Raw genomic sequence first — 15,739 nt, forward strand, 5'->3', positions numbered from 1 at the left:
TTTCGGAAAACGCGGGTTCAGCAGGACGTTCGGCGCAGGCCGAGGTTCACTTGAGGCTTCCGATCGCCAGCCCGCCCCGCCAGTACCGCTGGAGGGTCAGGAACGCGATGATCAGCGGGATCACCGAGACGAGCGAGCCGAGGATGATGATGCTCCACAGGGTCTGGCCTCCCGCCGCGCCATAGGACGAGGCGGTGGACTGCCAGAGGCCGATCCCGACCGTCACGGGGAACAGCCGGTTGTCCGAGAGCATGACCAGCGGCAAGAAGTAGTTGTTCCACGACGCCACGACCGACAGCAGCAGCACCGTCACCATCGCGGGCCTCAGAAGCGGCAGGGCGACCGTCACGAACGTGCGCAACTCGCCCGCACCGTCCACGCGCGCAGCGTCGAGCAGCTCGTCGGGCACGGCATCCCGCGCGTACACGCACATCAGATACACACCGAACGGGTTGAGCAGGGTCGGGAGGATCACCGCCCAGATGGTGTTCGTGAGCCCGGCTTCGGCGAACAGGACGAAGGTCGGGATGACCAGCGCGGTCGTGGGCACCATGACCGCACCCAGGATGACGGCGAAGCCGAACCGGCGCCCCGCGAAGCTGTACTTCGCGAAGCCGTACCCGGCGAGCACCGCGAGCACCGTCGCCCCGATGCCGCCCGCCAGGGCGTAGAGGGCGGAGTTGCCGAGCCAGCGGGCGTAGATGCCGCCGCTGTAGGTGAACAGATCGGTGAAGTTCTGGACGTAGTCGATGTTGTCGCCGAACCACAGCGCGCTTCCCCCGCCGAACAGGCTCGCGGCATCCTTCGAACTGTTGACGATCAGCCACCAGAACGGGATGAGGAAGTAGATCATCAGAAGGGCGAGGACGATGTTGAGCGGGATGCGACCGCCGACGCGTCGGGGATCGGATCGCCGTTCGACGAGCTTGCCCGAAGCGCGCCGCGTTTTCGGACGCTCGACCGGTGTGACGCTCATGAGATGAAGCTCCCTCGCTTGCGGGTCGCGAACAGGAAGATGTACACGCAGATGAAGACCACCGCGCCCAGCGCGAACGAGATCGCGGAACCGTAGTTGTCGTTGGCCAACGAGAAGGCCTGCTGGTACGCGTACATGTTCGGCGTGAAGTCATTCGGGATGGCTCCGGCCGCCAATTGCTGGAGGATCTTCGGCTCGTTGAAGAACTGCAGCGTCCCGATGAGGGCGAAGACCAGGATGAGCAGGAGCGCCGGCGCGATGAGGGGGATCTTGATGCGCAGGACGATCTGCCACTGCGACGCGCCGTCGATACGGGCCGCCTCGTACAGCGTCGGGTCGATTCCCTGGAGCGCCGCGTAGAGGATGATCATGTAGTAGCCGGCCCACTGCCACGTCACGATGTTGAGCAGGCCGTAGAAGATAAGGTTGCTGCTGAGGAAGTTCGGTGCCGTCGCGCCGAAGATCCCGAAGATCTCCGCCAGCGGGCCGAAGTTGCTGCTGTAGAGGAACCCCCACATCAGGGCACCGATGACGGTGGGGATCGCATACGGCATGAAGATCATGAGCCGCGAGAAGCGGGCGAACCGCGTGGTCATGATGTCGAGCATCAGCGCCACCGCGAGGGAGACGGCCATCTGCAGCGGGATGAGCACCAGCGAGAAGCTGATGACGAACCACGCCCCGCTGAGGAACGACGGATCGGTGAACGCCTTGATGTAGTTGTCGAACAGCACGAACCGCTCCCCGCCGATCAGCGAGGACTGGAACATGCTCAGGTAGAACGCGAATCCGATCGGCAGGACGAGCAGCGCGAGGAAGACGACGGCGAACGGCCCGACGAAGAGCCATCCGATCAGGTTCTGCCGTGCGGCGCTGGAGCGGCGGCGTCCCTTCTTGTTGTGTGTGGCGCGTTCGCGCTCCGGTGTTGCGAGTGTGACGGTCATAGTTGGCCTCCGGTGCGAGGGGTGGGGGTGAGGGTCGGACCGCGGCAGCGCGGTCCGACCCCCTCCCGTCACCTCAATCGACGACGGTGAATCCCTGCTCTTCGGCGTAGGCCACGAGGTCGGCCTGGAGGGCGTCGGCCGCCTCCGAGCCGGTCGCGGAACCGTCGTTGATCCGTGCGAGCTGTTCGGTCAGCGCGGAGTAGTAGTACTGCCCGATCGGCGTGTACACCATGCCGGTGTACGCGTTCGCGGCGGGAACGTAGACCTCCTTGTTGGCCTGCTGGCCGTTGAAGAAGGGCACCTCGTAATCCTGGAACTCCGGGGAGTCGAGGACGTCGACGTTCAGCGGGAAGATGATCTGCTCGCGCCAGCCCTGATCGAGCGACGCCTGGTCGGCGTAGACGCCGAAGGCCACCTGGGCGGCGAGCTCGGGGTCACTGGCCTGGCTGGTCACCGCGAACGCGGAACCACCCCAGTTGATCGCGATCGGGTCGGCAGGATCCCACTGCGGCATCGGAGCCGTGGCCCAGACACCCGCGTCCGCGCCCTCACCGACGCCGGCGCCCTGCAGGTACCCGGGGGCCCATGCGGCCGACAGGTAGGTGGCGTAATCTCCGCCGATCACGCCGGAGATGTACTCCGGGGTGAACTGATCCTGCGTGCCCACCAGGTCCTCCGAGACGAGGTTCGCCCAGTAGTCGAGCATGTCCTTGATGGCCGGGTCATCGAGGTTGATCGAGATCTCACCCTCGTTCTCGGGGGTGTAGGTGAAGGGCTCCGCTCCGGTCTGATACATCAGCGCCGTGACGAAGGCGGGCTGGTTCGCCGCGAAGTCGGCGAAGTACGGCCCACCGGCGTCACGGACGGTACGGGCAGCTGCTTCGAACTCCTCCCACGTGGTGGGCGGTGTGATGCCGTACTCCTCGAAGATGTCGGTGCGGTAGATCATGCCCATGGGGCCACCGTCGATCGGAGCGCCGTAGATGCCGTCGCCGACGGAGACGTCCTGCCACGCGCCTTCGCTGAAGTTGTCCTGGACCTCTTCGTAGCCGAGGTCCCGCAGGTCGACGAAGGCACCCTGGACCTGGAAGCTCGGGATGCGGTCGGACTCGACCATCACGACGTCCGCGGCACCGCTGCCGGCGGAGACGGCGGTCTGCAGCCGCTCGTATGCGGGGCCGCCGGCTCCCACGTTCGTCCAGCAGACCTGGACTTCGTCGTTGGCCTCGTTGAAGTTGTCGGCGACGTCTTCCATGTTGGGGTACCACGCCCACAGCGTGACCACCGGCAGGTCGGGCTTGGGGATGGTGTTCTCGCAGTTACTGGCGCCGTTTCCGCCTCCGGCGTCTCCGCCGCCGGCGTCTCCGCCGCCGCCTCCATTCGAGCAGGCAGCAAGGCCGGTGGCGAGCGCGATCGTTGCCATGGCAGCAAGGACTGGCTTCGTCTTCACGGGGATTCCTTTCGGGGTTGCGGGACTTCTTCGTCGGTGCGCGACCTACTTCCCGCGCGTCGGCGCGCCAGGGGATGTCGCCATCCGGGAAGCATTTCCAACGTTGTATTCCAACGTTGGAAAAAGATTGGCACGGGCCCGGATTCGTGTCAAGGTGCTCTTATCACCCGACGACCCCCGCACGGATGCGGGACGGCTCGCAGCACGGCGAAGAAGCCCTAGGGTGGAGGAGAAAGCGGAGTCAGGAGCACGCCCATGGGCCCCACGTTGCACGACGTCGCCCGCGTCGCCGGCGTGTCGATCAAGACGGTGTCCAACGTCATCAACGACCATCCGCACGTGCGGCCCGGTACGCGCGATCGGGTCAACGAGGCGATCGCACAGCTCGATTACCGCCCCAACCTCTCTGCGCGCGGACTGCGGTCCGGACGCACCGGGGTCATCGGGCTCGCCGTCCCGTCCCTGCGGGAGAACTACTTCGCCGAACTCGCCGACGCGGTGATCCGCGCGGCGGAGGCCCGCGGGCTGGGCGTGATGGTGGAGCAGACCGGTGGCCAGCGCGAGGCCGAGGTGCGTGCCGTGTCGGGCAGCCGCCCGCGCTTCCTCGACGGGCTGCTCTTCAGCCCCGTGAGCCTCGGTCAGGCCGATGCCTCTTTGCTCACCGCGGACGGGCCGCTCGTGCTGCTGGGCGAGCGGATCTTCGGCGGGCCGACCGATCACGTCACGATGCACAACATGACGTCCGCCCAAGCCGCCGTCGAGCACCTCATCGACATCGGCCGCCGCCGCATCGCCCTCATCGGCGCCGACCCGCGTCACCGCGACGACGAGGCGAACTCTGCGAATCTGCGGTTACGGGGCTACCGTCGCGCGCTCGAGCGGGCAGGGCTCCCCTTCGACCCGGTCCTCGTCCGTCCGACGGTCATGTCCGACTGGAACCGCGCCGGCGGCGCGGCGGCCATCCACCGCCTTGTGGCGGACGGCGTGGACTTCGACGCCGTCTTCGCCCTCACCGACACCCTGGGTTTGGGCGTGCTTCGCGCACTGGGCGAGGAGGGCCTCCGCGTACCGGAGGACGTCGCCGTCATCGGGTTCGACAACATCGACGAGAGCAAATACTCCGTCCCCTCGATGTCGACGATCGACACCGGTCGGGATGAGATCGCTGCGATCGCGGTCGACCGCCTGATCGAGCGCATCAAGGAGAAGGGCGAGCGCCGACCGCCCGAGACGTACAAACCGGACTTCCGCGTCGTGCGACGCGAGTCCACGGGCTTCGCCAGCGCCGACTCCGACTGACATCGCGCCCGTCAGCCGCCGTATCGCTCGCTCGACACGATCTGCTGGGCTGCGCGACGAAGCGCCAGCAGCAGCGGTTCGGTCAAGACGGTGCCGAGCACGACGTATCGCACCGCACTTTCGACCGAATCATCCGGGATGCCGGCGATCTCCGCGTCGGCGATCTGCCGCGCCGAACGGACGTACGCGTCGAGGACATCGACCGGCACACGGAAGCCCGCCCGCTCGAGGGTCGCGAGCGCCACGGCGAGCCCGCCGAGCAGGCGAGGCTCGCATGTGCCGGGCTCTCCACCCAGACGCTCGTACAGATCCTCAGCACTGGCGGTGTCGATGTCGTCGGGCACGCTGGGGGTCACGGCGCTGTGGGCGATGCCGAGCAGATCGTACGATCCCGCCGGCGGGTCATCGAGCGCCGCGACGACGTTGCGGATCTCCGCCACACTGACCCCTGCGGCCACGAGCGCCCGCACGACCCGGAGCCGTTCGACGTGTCGCGGGCCGTAGTCGGCCTGGGTGGCCGCCGTGCGGACCCCTTCGGGCAGCAGTCCTTCGCGCAGGTAGTACTTGATGGTCGGCACGGCGACATCCGCTGTGGCCGCGAGCTCAGAGATGCGCATATGCCTCCTTGCATTAGATAGTACAACTATCCATACTGGATAGCGTCACTATCGAAAGGACTTCACAATGAGCAAGATCGCCGCAGGCCGCATGACGCATCGCCACGAGGGGGAGCTCGTGGTCTTCCACATCGGAATGCAGATCAACCGCTGGTGGCGATTCGACCAGTGGTTGCCGGTGTTCACGGCCATGCCGAGAATGCTGCGGGAGCAGATGACCGACACGGACTCCGGGCTCCTGGGGGCGCAGCTCCTCCTCGGGGCGGGTGGGCCGTATGTCGTCCAGTACTGGTCGTCGATCGAGAAGCTCTACGCCTACGCGTCGTCGATGGATCTTCAGCATCGGCCGGCCTGGACGGCCTTCAACCAGCGCGCCCGGAAGGCGCCGGGGGCCGTCGGCATCTGGCACGAGACGTTCCTCGTCGAACGCGCCGAGAGCATGTACGTCTCGACGAAGCCGATGGGCCTCGCCGCCGCCACCGAACACGTGCCGGTCACGGGCCGCCACGACGGGGCTCGCGCTCGCTTCGCGGACGGGAGGACGAGCTCCACCCCGGCTCGCTGACCGCCGCTCGGAGCGCGAACGGATCCGGATACAGCAGAAGAGGCCCCCGATGGGGACCTCTTCTTCACTGTCTCAACACAGTGCGCGCCCGAAGGGACTCGAACCCCTAACCTTCTGATCCGTAGTCAGATGCTCTATCCATTGAGCTACGGGCGCCCGCACTCGCAACCGTTACCGGCGCGCGAGCACCACATGAGAATACCCCACCGGGGGCGGCGCCGCGAATCGAGCGGCGGCCCGGTCACGACGGGTCGCCCTCCCGTTGACGCGCCCGCCGATGCGCCGACAGGCGCGGGAGGTCGACGAGGCGCAGCGCCTGCATCCGTGCTGTCCGCATCGTCTCGTAATCGGGGTCGAGATCGGGGCGCATCGCCTCGACCCGCAGCCGACGCTGCAGGTTCGATTCGACGTCGCCCCACGCGGCATCCCGTGCATTCTCGACGAGATCGCGCACCGCCTCGGGGTCGTCGGCCATCTCACGAAGCCGCTTCGCGACCCCCTCGTACTGCCGGCGGCGACGGCGGAGGTTGCGGGTGTCGCGGTCACGGTAGTCGTGCGTGCCGTCGGGGTCGGAGAACTTCCCCCAGGCCTTCTTGCGCTGGCGTCGGGCGAGGTCGGCGGCGGCGTCCTGTTCGTCGGCGAGAGCGAGCAGCGTCGTCCGGGCGAACCGCTCGAACGGCTCGTAGTGGAATGTCTCGTCGTTGGCGATCGTCTCGACGAGGATGCGATTGCGCACGGTGAGGCGGGCGGCAGCAGCGGCGATCGAGACCCCCTCGCCGATGGCTTCGGCGGTCTTACCCATCGTCACCCCCTCGTTCCCAGGCTACCGGTCGGGGCTGATCGGCTGGGAGGAGAGGCCTCGCCGATTCCCCGTCAGGCGATGGCGGAGATCCGCCAGGAGGCTTCGGATGACGCGCCCGGCGCCAGTTCGATGAGGCCGGTGTCGAAGTCGTAACGGTCGGCGTTGAACGCGTCGGGGGCGCACGTCATCGGCTCGACGGCCAGACCCAGGCGCGAGACCGCCTTGTCGGGCTTGTCGGCCGTGTGGATCTGCGCCCACGGGCAGGCGGTGTCCCAGGTCATGGCGACCCCGGAGCCGTCGGGCGAGGTCACCCGCACGCTGGCGAAGCCGTCGTCATCCCGGGCGAACCCGGTGTAGGCGTGGTCGATCTCGACCTCACCGATCCGTCGCGCCCGGCGGAAGTCGAACCGCTCGGCGCCGGCGGTTTCGACCGGCTCGAGCGAGACGGGGATCAGCCGGTCATCGGTGACGGTGAGGACGTCGTCGGCAGGGAGCTCGAGCGTCCACTCGTCGACGAGGCCGGGACCGGCGACGAGGTAGGGGTGGGGCCCCGTCCCCCACGGAGCCGCCTGATCACTGTGGTTGCGCACCCGGACCGTCTGGCTGAGGCCGTCGGCCGAGAGCTGGAACGTCGTCTCGATCCCGAGCTCCCAGGGGAAGCCGGTCTGCGCCACGATGGTCGCCGCGAGCGTGACGTGGCTCGGGCCCTTGTCGATCGCTTCGAAGTCGAGCCACGACGCCAGGCCGTGCAGCGCATGCCCCCGCGCGGGCTCGGTCAGCGCGACGCGGCGCTCGACACCGCCGAAGGTGTAGATGCCGTCCACGACCCGATTGGGCCATGGCGCGAGCGTCGCCCCGCGGTACGAGGGACGCACGTCGTCGGCACCGAACGGCACGACGAGGTCGCGGCTCCGAAAGGTGAGACACCGCAGCGTCGCGCCGACGCTGGCGATGCACGCCTCGTAGTCGCCGGCGCGAAGGGAGTGCTGCGTTCCCGAGACAGAGTGCGATGCCATAGAAGTCAGATTCCCTGCGCGAGTCGGTAGTAGGCCTGGTTCCACCGGAGCTCCCGCTGGAAATCGCGGACGGTGGTCTGCTCGTCGATGACGACGAGCTCGGTGCGGGCGATCTCGGCGAAGTCCCGGAAGACCTCCACGCCCACAGCCGTCGTCATCACAGTATGGTGCGCGGCACCCGCCGCCAGCCAGCAGGCCGCCGAGGTGGCGAAGTCAGGCGCGGGCTTCCACACGGCGCGACCGACCGGCAGCCGCGGCAGATCAGGGGCCTCGACATTCTCGACGACATTGGCCACGAGGCGGAACCGATCGCGCATGTCGCTCATGGCGACGACGAGGGCCGGCCCCGGGTCTGCGGTGAAGACGAGCCGAACGGGATCGGCCTTGCCGCCGATCCCCAGCGGATGCACCTCGAGGCGCGGCTTGCGCGTCGTCAGCGACGGCGCGACCTCGAGCATGTGCGCGCCGAGGATGCGTTCGGACCCCGGCACCAGGTCGTAGGTGTAGTCCTCCATGAGGGTCGCACCACCGGGGCGGCCGGCGCCCATGACGTTCGCGACACGGACGAGGATGGCGGTCTTCCAGTCGCCCTCTGCGCCGAAGCCGTACCCCTCGGCCATGAGCCGCTGCACGGCGAGGCCGGGGAGCTGCGTGAGCGAGCCGAGGTCCTCGAACGAGGTGGTGAATGCGCCGAAGCCACCCGCCTCGAGGAAGGAGCGGAGACCGACCTCGATCGCGGCGCCGTCGCGAAGGCTCTGATGGCGGTCACCGCCCGGCAGCAGTTCGGTGGCGACGTCGTAGCTCGCCACGTATTCGTCGACGAGCGCGTCGACATCGGCCGAGGAGGCCTCGGCGACGGCAGCGGCGAGCTCGTTGACTCCCCAGGTGTTCACCTGGACGCCGAAGCGCAGCTCTGCCTCGGTCTTGTCGCCCTCGGTGACGGCGACGTAGCGCATGTTGTCACCGAACCGCGCGAGTTTCAGAGACCGCGCAGCCGCCCAGCCGGCCGCGGCCCGCTGCCAGTCCTCGATCTGCTGACGAACGGCCGGGTTCGACACGTGTCCGACGACGGTCTTGCGGGCCACGCCCAGTCGGGTCTGGATGTAGCCGAACTCGCGGTCGCCGTGGGCGGCCTGATTCAAGTTCATGAAGTCGAAGTCGATGTCCGCCCAGGGCAGCTCGACGTTCGCCTGGGTGTGGAGGTGCAGCAGGGGCTTGTGCAACGCATCGAGTCCGGCGATCCACATCTTCGCCGGACTGAACGTGTGCATCCAGGCGATGATGCCGATGACCTCGTCGCGTGCGTTCACCTCGAGTGCGAGCCGGCGGATCGAGTCGGCATCCTTCAGGACGGGCTTCCAGACGACACGAACGGGCAGGCCATCGAGCCCCGTGACGACCTGTTGCGACTGTTCGGCGACCTGACGGAGCGTCTCCTCGCCGTAGAGGGTCTGGCTTCCGGTGACGAACCACACCTCGTAGGCGTCGAGGGAGGTGGACAGTGACGGCATGACGGGTCTTCCTTCGAATCGGATGGTCAGAGGGCGGCGACGGCGGCGCGCTCGACGGCGAGGGCCGCCTCGTAGCGTCCGAGGAACCGGGCGAACCCGGCCACGTCGTCGGGCTGGGGATCGACGGTGACGGCCTTCGCGTCGGCGAAGACGTGCCTGTCGAGGTAGTCGGAGAGCGTCGACCCCTCGGCGTGCAAGAGGTGGGCGGCGAGCACCGCCATCCCCCACGGGCCCCCTTCACCCGCGGTATCGCCGACGGCGACGGGAGTGCCGATCGCGGCGGCGAGGAACCGCTGGGCGACCCCGGCGGTGCGGAAGACCCCACCGTGGGCGAACATCCGGTCGATCGCGACGCCCTCATCCGAGAGCACGCGCATGCCGAGCGCGAGCGTCGCGAACATTCCGTAGAGCTGGGCGCGGATCGCGTTGGGGAGCGTGAACCGACTGTCGGGCGTCCGCACGAACAACGGTCGCCCTTCCTCGAGACCGACGATCGGCTCGCCCGAGAGTTGGTTGAAGGCGATCAGTCCCCCGGCGTCGGGGTCGCCCTGTTCCGCCGCGCGTAGAAGGACCTCGAAAACCTCGTCGGACGAGAGCGGCGACCCGGCGCGCTCGGTGAAATCGCCGAACATCCCCGCCCACTCCGCGAGCTCGCTCGCGCCGTTGTTGCAGTGCACCATCGCCACCGGGTCGCCGGCGGGCGTGGTGACGATGTCGATCTCGTGGTGCGCCGCGGCGAGCGCGCCTTCGAGCACGACCATCGCGAAGATGCTCGTTCCGGCGCTGACATTCCCGGTGCGCGGCGCGACGGCGTTCGTTGCCACCATTCCGGTTCCGGCGTCGCCTTCCGGAGGACAGAACGGGATGCCGGGGCGCAGCCGCCCGGTCGGGTCGAGCCGGGCTGCCCCCTCCTCGGTGAGTGCGCCGGCGGGCTCACCCGCTTTCAGGACCCGTGGGAGGAGGGCTGCGATGCGCAAACCCGGTGCCGCCTCGGCGACCATCCTGTCGAAGGTCTCGATGAGTCCGAGGTCGTAGTCGCGCGTCGCCGGGTCTATGGGGAACATGCCCGATGCGTCGCCCACGCCCACCACGCGCTGACCCGTCAGCTGCTCGTGCACGTAGCCCGCGAGGGTGGTGAGGAAGCGGATCTCGGGAACGTGCGGCTCGCCGTCGAGAACCGCCTGGAAGAGGTGGGCGACCGACCAGCGGAGCGGGATGTTCTGGTCGAACGCCGTCGAAAGCGCTTCGGCGGCGGGTCCGGTCGTGGTGTTGCGCCATGTGCGGAACGGGGTCAGCAGCTCACCCTCACCATCGAAGGCGAGGTAGCCGTGCATCATGGCCGAAACGCCGATGGCCCCGACCGTCTCGAGCGCGACGCCGTGCCGCCGCTGGGCATCGGCAACCAGGTCGGCGTAGGCGCTGCGCACACCGTCCCAGACATCGTCGAGCGCGTAGGTCCATGTCCTCTCTACGAAACGGTTCTCCCAGGCGTGCGAACCGACCGCGAGCACTTCCGTCGGATCGTCGGCGTCGACCAGGCACGCCTTGATCCGGGTCGAGCCGAGTTCGATTCCCAGGGCGGTCCGGCCGGTGGTGATGACGTCGGCGCTCATCGTGCGTCCTCTTCACGGCGATCGTCGGTGCTCTGCCCGTAGACGTTCTGATAGCGGTCGTAGAGCCGATCGATCGAGTCCTGCGGGATCGGGATGAGAGGACCCCCCTGGCGTGCGATGTGGATGGTCCTCGCGGCGTCCTCGACCATGACGGCGGCCTTCACGGCGTCCTTCGCGGAGACCCCGATGGTGAAGGGGCCGTGGTTGCGCATGAGCACGGCCCGAGAGCGGTGTCCGCGGAGCGTTTCGACGATTCCGCGGCCGATCGAGTCGTCGCCGATGATGGCGAACGGTCCGACGGGGATCGGGCCGCCGAATTCATCGGCCATGCCGGTGATGACGCACGGGATCTCCTCCCCGCGGGCGGCCCACGCGACGGCGTAGGTCGAGTGGGTGTGGACCACTCCGCCGACCTCCGGCATGTTCCGGTAGACGTAGGCGTGCGCTGCGGTGTCGCTGGACGGGCTCCGCTCGCTCCCCGCCGACCCGGGCACGACGTTGCCCTCGAGATCGCACAGGATCATGTTCTGCGCGTCGAGATCGTCGTACGAGACGCCGGACGGCTTGATGACGAAGAGGTCGGTGCCGGGCACCCGGCCGGAGACGTTCCCGCCCGTCCAGACCACGAGCCCGTACCGGACGAGTTCACCGTGGAGACGCGCCACGTCAGCACGGACGGTTTCGATGGCTTCACGGACGACGGGGTCGAACGACGGTGTCGCAGCATCTGTGCTGGGCACGATTCCTCCTCGGTGGCGGATGCGCGGGGCGCAGGCGGAGCCCATGTTACCGGTAACAATCTTGCGGGTACAGAGCGCGCGGCCGTGGTCCGATCACGGCGTCGGCGTCGGCGGGCGGGTCGTCGAGGCCCGCGGCACGAGGGTGGGAGCGGCCGGATGCGGCGGCGCGTCGATCTCCCCGAGGACTTCCGCGACGGCGCGACGCGCCTCGCCGGCGACGTCGAGACGCACCGTCGTGAGCGCGGGACGGTAGAACGCCGCATCGGGATTGTCGTCGAACCCCGTCACACTCACGCTCCCCGGCACCTCGACGCCCGCTGCGCGAAGCCCGGAGATCAGGCCGAGCGCCATCTGGTCGTTGGCGGCGACGACCGCGGTCGGCCCGTCCGGCTCTCGCGCCGCAGCCGCGATCGCCCGACTCAGCCCCGCCGCCGTGGCTGCGGTCCAATCCCCTTCCCAGCGCAACGTGGTGTCCAGGCCCGCTTCGGTGAGGGCCGCGACCGCGCCCGCCTCGCGGCTGACCGCTTCGCTCCACGCCGCAGGGCCGGCGAGCCGGGCGATGCGGCGATGGCCGAGGCCGATGAGGTGCCGGACGGCGGCTGCGGCACCCTCGGCCTGCCGCTCGGCACCCTCTCCCTCGTGAAGGGCGGCCATACGCACGTCGGGATGGGCCTTCCGCAACGCCGCCGAGGTCGTGAGATGCGGGGCCAGCACGATGATGCCGTCGACACCCTGCGTGAGGAGACGGTCGGCGGCGGCGATGACGGACGACTCGCTATCGGCGTCCGCGTACGCGGTGGCGATCCAGCGCCCCTGCTCGCGGGCGGCGGCGTCGAGCGCGGCGATGCCGACGGCAGGTCCGTACAGGGTGGCATCGGAGGCGAGCACACCGAGCGTCCGGGTGCTTCGCGTGCCGAGCGTGCGGGCGGCGTTGTTCACGCGGTATCCGAGGCGGCTCACGGTCTCGAGCACCCGAGCGCGCGTCTCGGGACGGATGTGCGGGTGATCGTTCAGCACGCGCGACACCGTCTGCGGCGAGACACCGGCCGCGGCCGCGACCTCGCGCATGCCGAGGCGGGCGCGCCGGTCGTCAGGAGCGGTCATGGCAACCGAGGTTAGCGGCCGGACGGCGCGAGGCGTCTGATGTGGTCCTCGAGGGGCGGTCGCCTGAGCCGGCCCTCGCCGCCGTGCTGACGTGGCAAGGTGATCAGATGCGCATCGCACTCACCGGTTCATCCGGAAAGCTCGGCTCGGTCGTGGCGCGCGAACTTCGCGCCGGCGGGATCGAGGTCATCGGCCTCGACGTCGCCGGCGAGCGCCGCCCGGGTTTCGTCCAGGTCGACCTCACGGATTACGGTCAGGTGGTCGACGCACTGGGGTCGGTGAACGACCAGCACGACGGTGTCGACGCCGTGGTGCACCTCGGGGCGATCCCGGCACCGGGACTGCGCAGCGACGTGGCGACCTTCCACAACAACATGGCGGCCACCTTCAACGTCTTCCACGCCGCCATCCGCGTGGGAGTGCGCCGGATCGTCGCCGCATCGAGTGAGACCGTGCTGGGTCTCCCCTTCGACGTGCCGCCGCCGTACGCCCCGGTCGATGAGGAATACGAGCCGCGTCCCGAGAGCGTCTATTCGCTCGTGAAGACGCTCGAAGAGCGCATGGCGCGCGAGCTCGTGCGCTGGCACCCCGACCTGTCGATCACCGCACTGCGGTTCTCGAACGTCATGGTGCCCGAGGACTACGCCGAGTTCCCGTCGTTCGACGCCGACCCCCGGCGCCGCAAGTGGAACCTGTGGGGGTACATCGACGCCCGCGACGGCGCCCAGGCGATCGAGCGGGCCCTGCGAGTGGCCGAGCCCGGATTCGAACCCTTCATCATCGCGGCGGCCGACACCGTGATGAGCCGCCCGAACGCCGAACTGCTGGCCGAGGTGTTCCCCGACGTCGAGGTGCGCGGCGAGATCGGAGAGAACGACACCCTGCTGTCGATCGCCAAGGCGCGCCGGGTGCTCGGCTATGAGCCCCGCCATTCGTGGCGCACCGAGCTCTCCTGAGGGCGTCGCTGACACAGAACGCCGAAGCGGCGCCGGGATCGCCGGCGCCGCTTCGTCATGACGTCCAGGAGGGGCGTCCGTTCAGGGGGCTCAGTCGAGCAGGCCGCTGACCAGGCCGTCGACCTCGCCGGAGACATCGCCGACGACGTCGCCGACCGAGGCGCCGATGTCGCCGATCGAGGTGTCGGTGTCGTTGCCCGAAGCGACCTCGTTGCCGGAACCGATCGGGGCATCCACCGAGGTGTCGTTGCCCGAGACGATGGGCGCCTGCACGTCGTTGCCGGAGGCGATCGGGGTGTCGTTGCCCGAGAGGATCGGGCCGTTCGCCACGTCGTCCACCACCGGCCCGCTCACGATCGGGCCGTTGACCAGGCCGCCGTCGACACCGTCGATGCTCACGTCACCGGTCTGCGCGGAGTTGCCGCTGGCCTGCAGGGCGTCGTTGAGGATGTCCTGGAAGGCCTCGAGGGTCGTCAGAGCCGACACCGTGGTCTGCGTCTCGTCGGCGCTCGAGACGGTGTCGGCGTTGGCCGGAAGCGCCAGGCCGGTCACGGTCAGGGCGGCGATTCCGATGCCTGCGGTGAAGACTCCGGCGCGAGTGATGTTCTTACGCATTCTCATTTCCTTCCATCTGTCGTGTGCGACTTCCGCCGCACGTGGGGTGATCCGGAGAACCCCTTCGATCGGATGGCGTGGTGACCCGCCAGCACCACCCGCCGACACGACAGACGCCCGTAATTCCGCGGCGACGTCGGCATCCTGGGAGTTCGCTGAACGCCGCGGATGCTGCGGCGGAACGGGCCTTGGTAGGCTCATCGTGCTCTGTGCATCACCTCGCGCTTCGCGCAAAGGCGGCACGAAACGCCGCCGAACGATCCGGGCGGCCGACCGAATCGACCTGATGCGTATGACTCCTTCTGCTGCGCCCCGCCCGACCTCCCTGATCCGTGCCGCGGGTCTGTCGTACTTCCCCGTCGCGCTCGTCGCGCGTCTGCCGTTCGCCATGGTGGTCGTCGGGCTCCTGACCCTCGTGGTCTCGGCCCGCGACTCGCTGGCTCTCGGCGGGGTGACCGCCGCGGTGACCGGCCTCGGCACCGCGATGTTCGGCCCCCTGCTGGGGGCGGCCGCCGACCGGTTCGGTCAACGACGGGTCCTGCTGTGCGCCGGACTCGTCAACAGCCTGCTGCTCGTCGCGATCGCGTGGCTGGCATTCGCGCCGGTGCCCGATGCGGCTGTACTGGCCGCTGGGTTCCTCATCGGCGCGTCCACGCCCCAGGTCGCCCCTTTCTCGCGGAGCCGCCTCGTGGGGATCATCGCCCGCGCGATCGATCCCGCCCGCCGGGACGCCGTCGTCAGCGGCACCATGGCCTACGAGTCGGCCGCCGACGAGATCGTCTTCGTCTTCGGGCCCGTGTTGGTCGGCGTCCTCGCCGCCACGCTCGATCCCGTCGCGCCCGTCCTCGGCGCGGCCGCCCTCGCGGTGATCTTCGTGTCGGCCTTCGCGCTGCATCCGTCCGCTCGCGTCGAGACCGGACACCGTGATGGCGCCCCTGCACCGGCCCCGGTGCGCGAGCTCACCCGTGTCGCCGCACCCGTGGTGGGCGCTCTGGGAATGGGCCTCTTCTTCGGCACGATGCTCACCTCGCTGACCTCGTTCATGGCCGACCGCGGCATCGCCGAGCAGGCGGGCGTCGTCTACGGCGCGATGGGACTCGGCTCGGCGGCGCTGGCGCTGGGCGTCGCGGCGTTCCCCGCCCGGTTCACGCTCGGCGCACGCTGGATCGTCTTCGCCGCCGTTCTCGTCACCGGCACCCTCGCGCTCCCGTTCGTGACGAGCGTGGTGGCCATGACCCTCACTCTTCTCCTCATCGGTGTGGGGATCGGCCCGACCCTCGTCACCCAGTACAGCCTCGCCGCCCACCGAAGCCCTCTCGGGCGCTCGTCGACGGTGATGACGATGCTCGGCTCGGGCATCGTGGTCGGCCAGTCGGCCTCGACCGCGGTCGCCGGCATCGTCGCGGAGTACCTGGGAACGGATGCCGCGCTGACGCTGCCGTTCCTCGCCGCGACGATCGTGCTGCTGGCGGGCGTCGTGGACGCGGCGTGGGCGCCTCGCCGTCGGGTGCGCTTCGGCGGCTGAACGCGG

15 protein-coding genes and 1 tRNA gene are annotated in these 15,739 nt (G+C 69.0%); 4 read left to right on the plus strand and 12 right to left on the minus strand.

Translation table 11 applies throughout. The features are described 5' to 3' along the window. Positions 1-46: 46 nt before the first annotated feature. From FBY40_RS15660 to FBY40_RS15670, 3 genes are all read right to left on the minus strand, one after another. Positions 47-976, minus strand: a complete 930-nt coding sequence (locus FBY40_RS15660; RefSeq protein WP_141939678.1) for a carbohydrate ABC transporter permease — start codon at positions 974-976, stop codon at positions 47-49. Continuing rightward, the gene (locus FBY40_RS15665) at positions 973-1,920 is read right to left on the minus strand and encodes a carbohydrate ABC transporter permease (protein ID WP_141939679.1); all 948 of its coding nucleotides are present in this window, start codon (positions 1,918-1,920) and stop codon (positions 973-975) included. Before FBY40_RS15665 ends, FBY40_RS15660 begins: the two co-directional genes overlap by 4 nt. A 73-nt stretch (positions 1,921-1,993) precedes the next feature. Beyond that, positions 1,994-3,370, minus strand: coding sequence for an ABC transporter substrate-binding protein (locus tag FBY40_RS15670; protein WP_141939680.1), 1,377 nt, complete (start codon positions 3,368-3,370; stop codon positions 1,994-1,996). A 255-nt stretch (positions 3,371-3,625) separates the two neighbouring features. Here FBY40_RS15670 and FBY40_RS15675 point away from each other — a divergent pair, with 255 nt between their 5' ends. Beyond that, the gene (locus tag FBY40_RS15675) at positions 3,626-4,669 is read left to right on the plus strand and encodes a LacI family DNA-binding transcriptional regulator (RefSeq protein ID WP_141939681.1); all 1,044 of its coding nucleotides are present in this window, start codon (positions 3,626-3,628) and stop codon (positions 4,667-4,669) included. Between the two features lie 11 nt (positions 4,670-4,680). Here the strand turns inward: FBY40_RS15675 and FBY40_RS15680 are convergent, their stop codons facing one another. Beyond that, complete coding sequence (locus tag FBY40_RS15680) at positions 4,681-5,286, minus strand: MerR family transcriptional regulator (RefSeq protein WP_141939682.1); 606 nt, start codon at positions 5,284-5,286, stop codon at positions 4,681-4,683. A 67-nt stretch (positions 5,287-5,353) separates the two neighbouring features. Between FBY40_RS15680 and FBY40_RS15685 the strand changes: the two genes are divergently transcribed. Then, positions 5,354-5,851: a DUF4188 domain-containing protein gene (locus FBY40_RS15685; RefSeq protein ID WP_141939683.1), complete on the plus strand. Its 498-nt coding sequence runs from the start codon at positions 5,354-5,356 to the stop codon at positions 5,849-5,851. 83 nt (positions 5,852-5,934) lie between these two features. Here the strand turns inward: FBY40_RS15685 and FBY40_RS15690 are convergent. From FBY40_RS15690 to FBY40_RS15720, 7 genes are all read right to left on the minus strand, one after another. After that, positions 5,935-6,007: transfer RNA gene (locus FBY40_RS15690), tRNA-Arg, on the minus strand. An 85-nt stretch (positions 6,008-6,092) separates the two neighbouring features. Next, positions 6,093-6,653, minus strand: coding sequence for an asparagine synthase (locus FBY40_RS15695; RefSeq protein ID WP_141939684.1), 561 nt, complete (start codon positions 6,651-6,653; stop codon positions 6,093-6,095). 71 nt (positions 6,654-6,724) lie between these two features. Beyond that, positions 6,725-7,669 (minus strand): aldose 1-epimerase family protein, encoded by a 945-nt coding sequence (locus tag FBY40_RS15700; protein ID WP_141939685.1) that lies wholly within the window; start codon positions 7,667-7,669, stop codon positions 6,725-6,727. 5 nt (positions 7,670-7,674) lie between these two features. Further along, on the minus strand, positions 7,675-9,180 hold the full coding sequence (gene araA, locus FBY40_RS15705; RefSeq protein ID WP_141939686.1) for an L-arabinose isomerase: 1,506 nt from the start codon (positions 9,178-9,180) through the stop codon (positions 7,675-7,677). A gap of 26 nt (positions 9,181-9,206) precedes the next feature. Next, entirely contained in the window at positions 9,207-10,793 is a 1,587-nt protein-coding gene (locus tag FBY40_RS15710) for a xylulokinase (protein WP_141939687.1), read from the minus strand. Beyond that, positions 10,790-11,479, minus strand: coding sequence for an L-ribulose-5-phosphate 4-epimerase (locus FBY40_RS15715; RefSeq protein ID WP_235015133.1), 690 nt, complete (start codon positions 11,477-11,479; stop codon positions 10,790-10,792). The genes FBY40_RS15710 and FBY40_RS15715 overlap by 4 nt, the downstream gene beginning before the upstream one ends. Positions 11,480-11,626: 147 nt before the next feature. Beyond that, positions 11,627-12,637 carry a LacI family DNA-binding transcriptional regulator gene (locus tag FBY40_RS15720; RefSeq protein WP_141939689.1) on the minus strand — a complete coding sequence of 337 codons (1,011 nt, stop codon included), beginning with the start codon at positions 12,635-12,637 and terminating at the stop codon, positions 11,627-11,629. A 107-nt stretch (positions 12,638-12,744) separates the two neighbouring features. Here FBY40_RS15720 and FBY40_RS15725 point away from each other — a divergent pair, with 107 nt between their 5' ends. After that, a complete protein-coding gene (locus FBY40_RS15725) occupies positions 12,745-13,593 on the plus strand; it encodes an NAD-dependent epimerase/dehydratase family protein (protein ID WP_141939690.1) in 849 nt (282 codons plus the stop codon). Positions 13,594-13,683: 90 nt separating this feature from the next. Here FBY40_RS15725 and FBY40_RS15730 read toward each other — a convergent pair whose 3' ends face one another. After that, the gene (locus FBY40_RS15730) at positions 13,684-14,208 is read right to left on the minus strand and encodes a hypothetical protein (RefSeq protein WP_141939691.1); all 525 of its coding nucleotides are present in this window, start codon (positions 14,206-14,208) and stop codon (positions 13,684-13,686) included. 286 nt (positions 14,209-14,494) lie between these two features. Here FBY40_RS15730 and FBY40_RS15735 point away from each other — a divergent pair, with 286 nt between their 5' ends. Then, the gene (locus tag FBY40_RS15735; protein WP_141939692.1) at positions 14,495-15,733 is read left to right on the plus strand and encodes an MFS transporter; all 1,239 of its coding nucleotides are present in this window, start codon (positions 14,495-14,497) and stop codon (positions 15,731-15,733) included. Positions 15,734-15,739 lie beyond the last annotated feature (6 nt).

Source organism: Microbacterium sp. SLBN-154 (assembly GCF_006715565.1).
GTDB lineage: Bacteria > Actinomycetota > Actinomycetes > Actinomycetales > Microbacteriaceae > Microbacterium.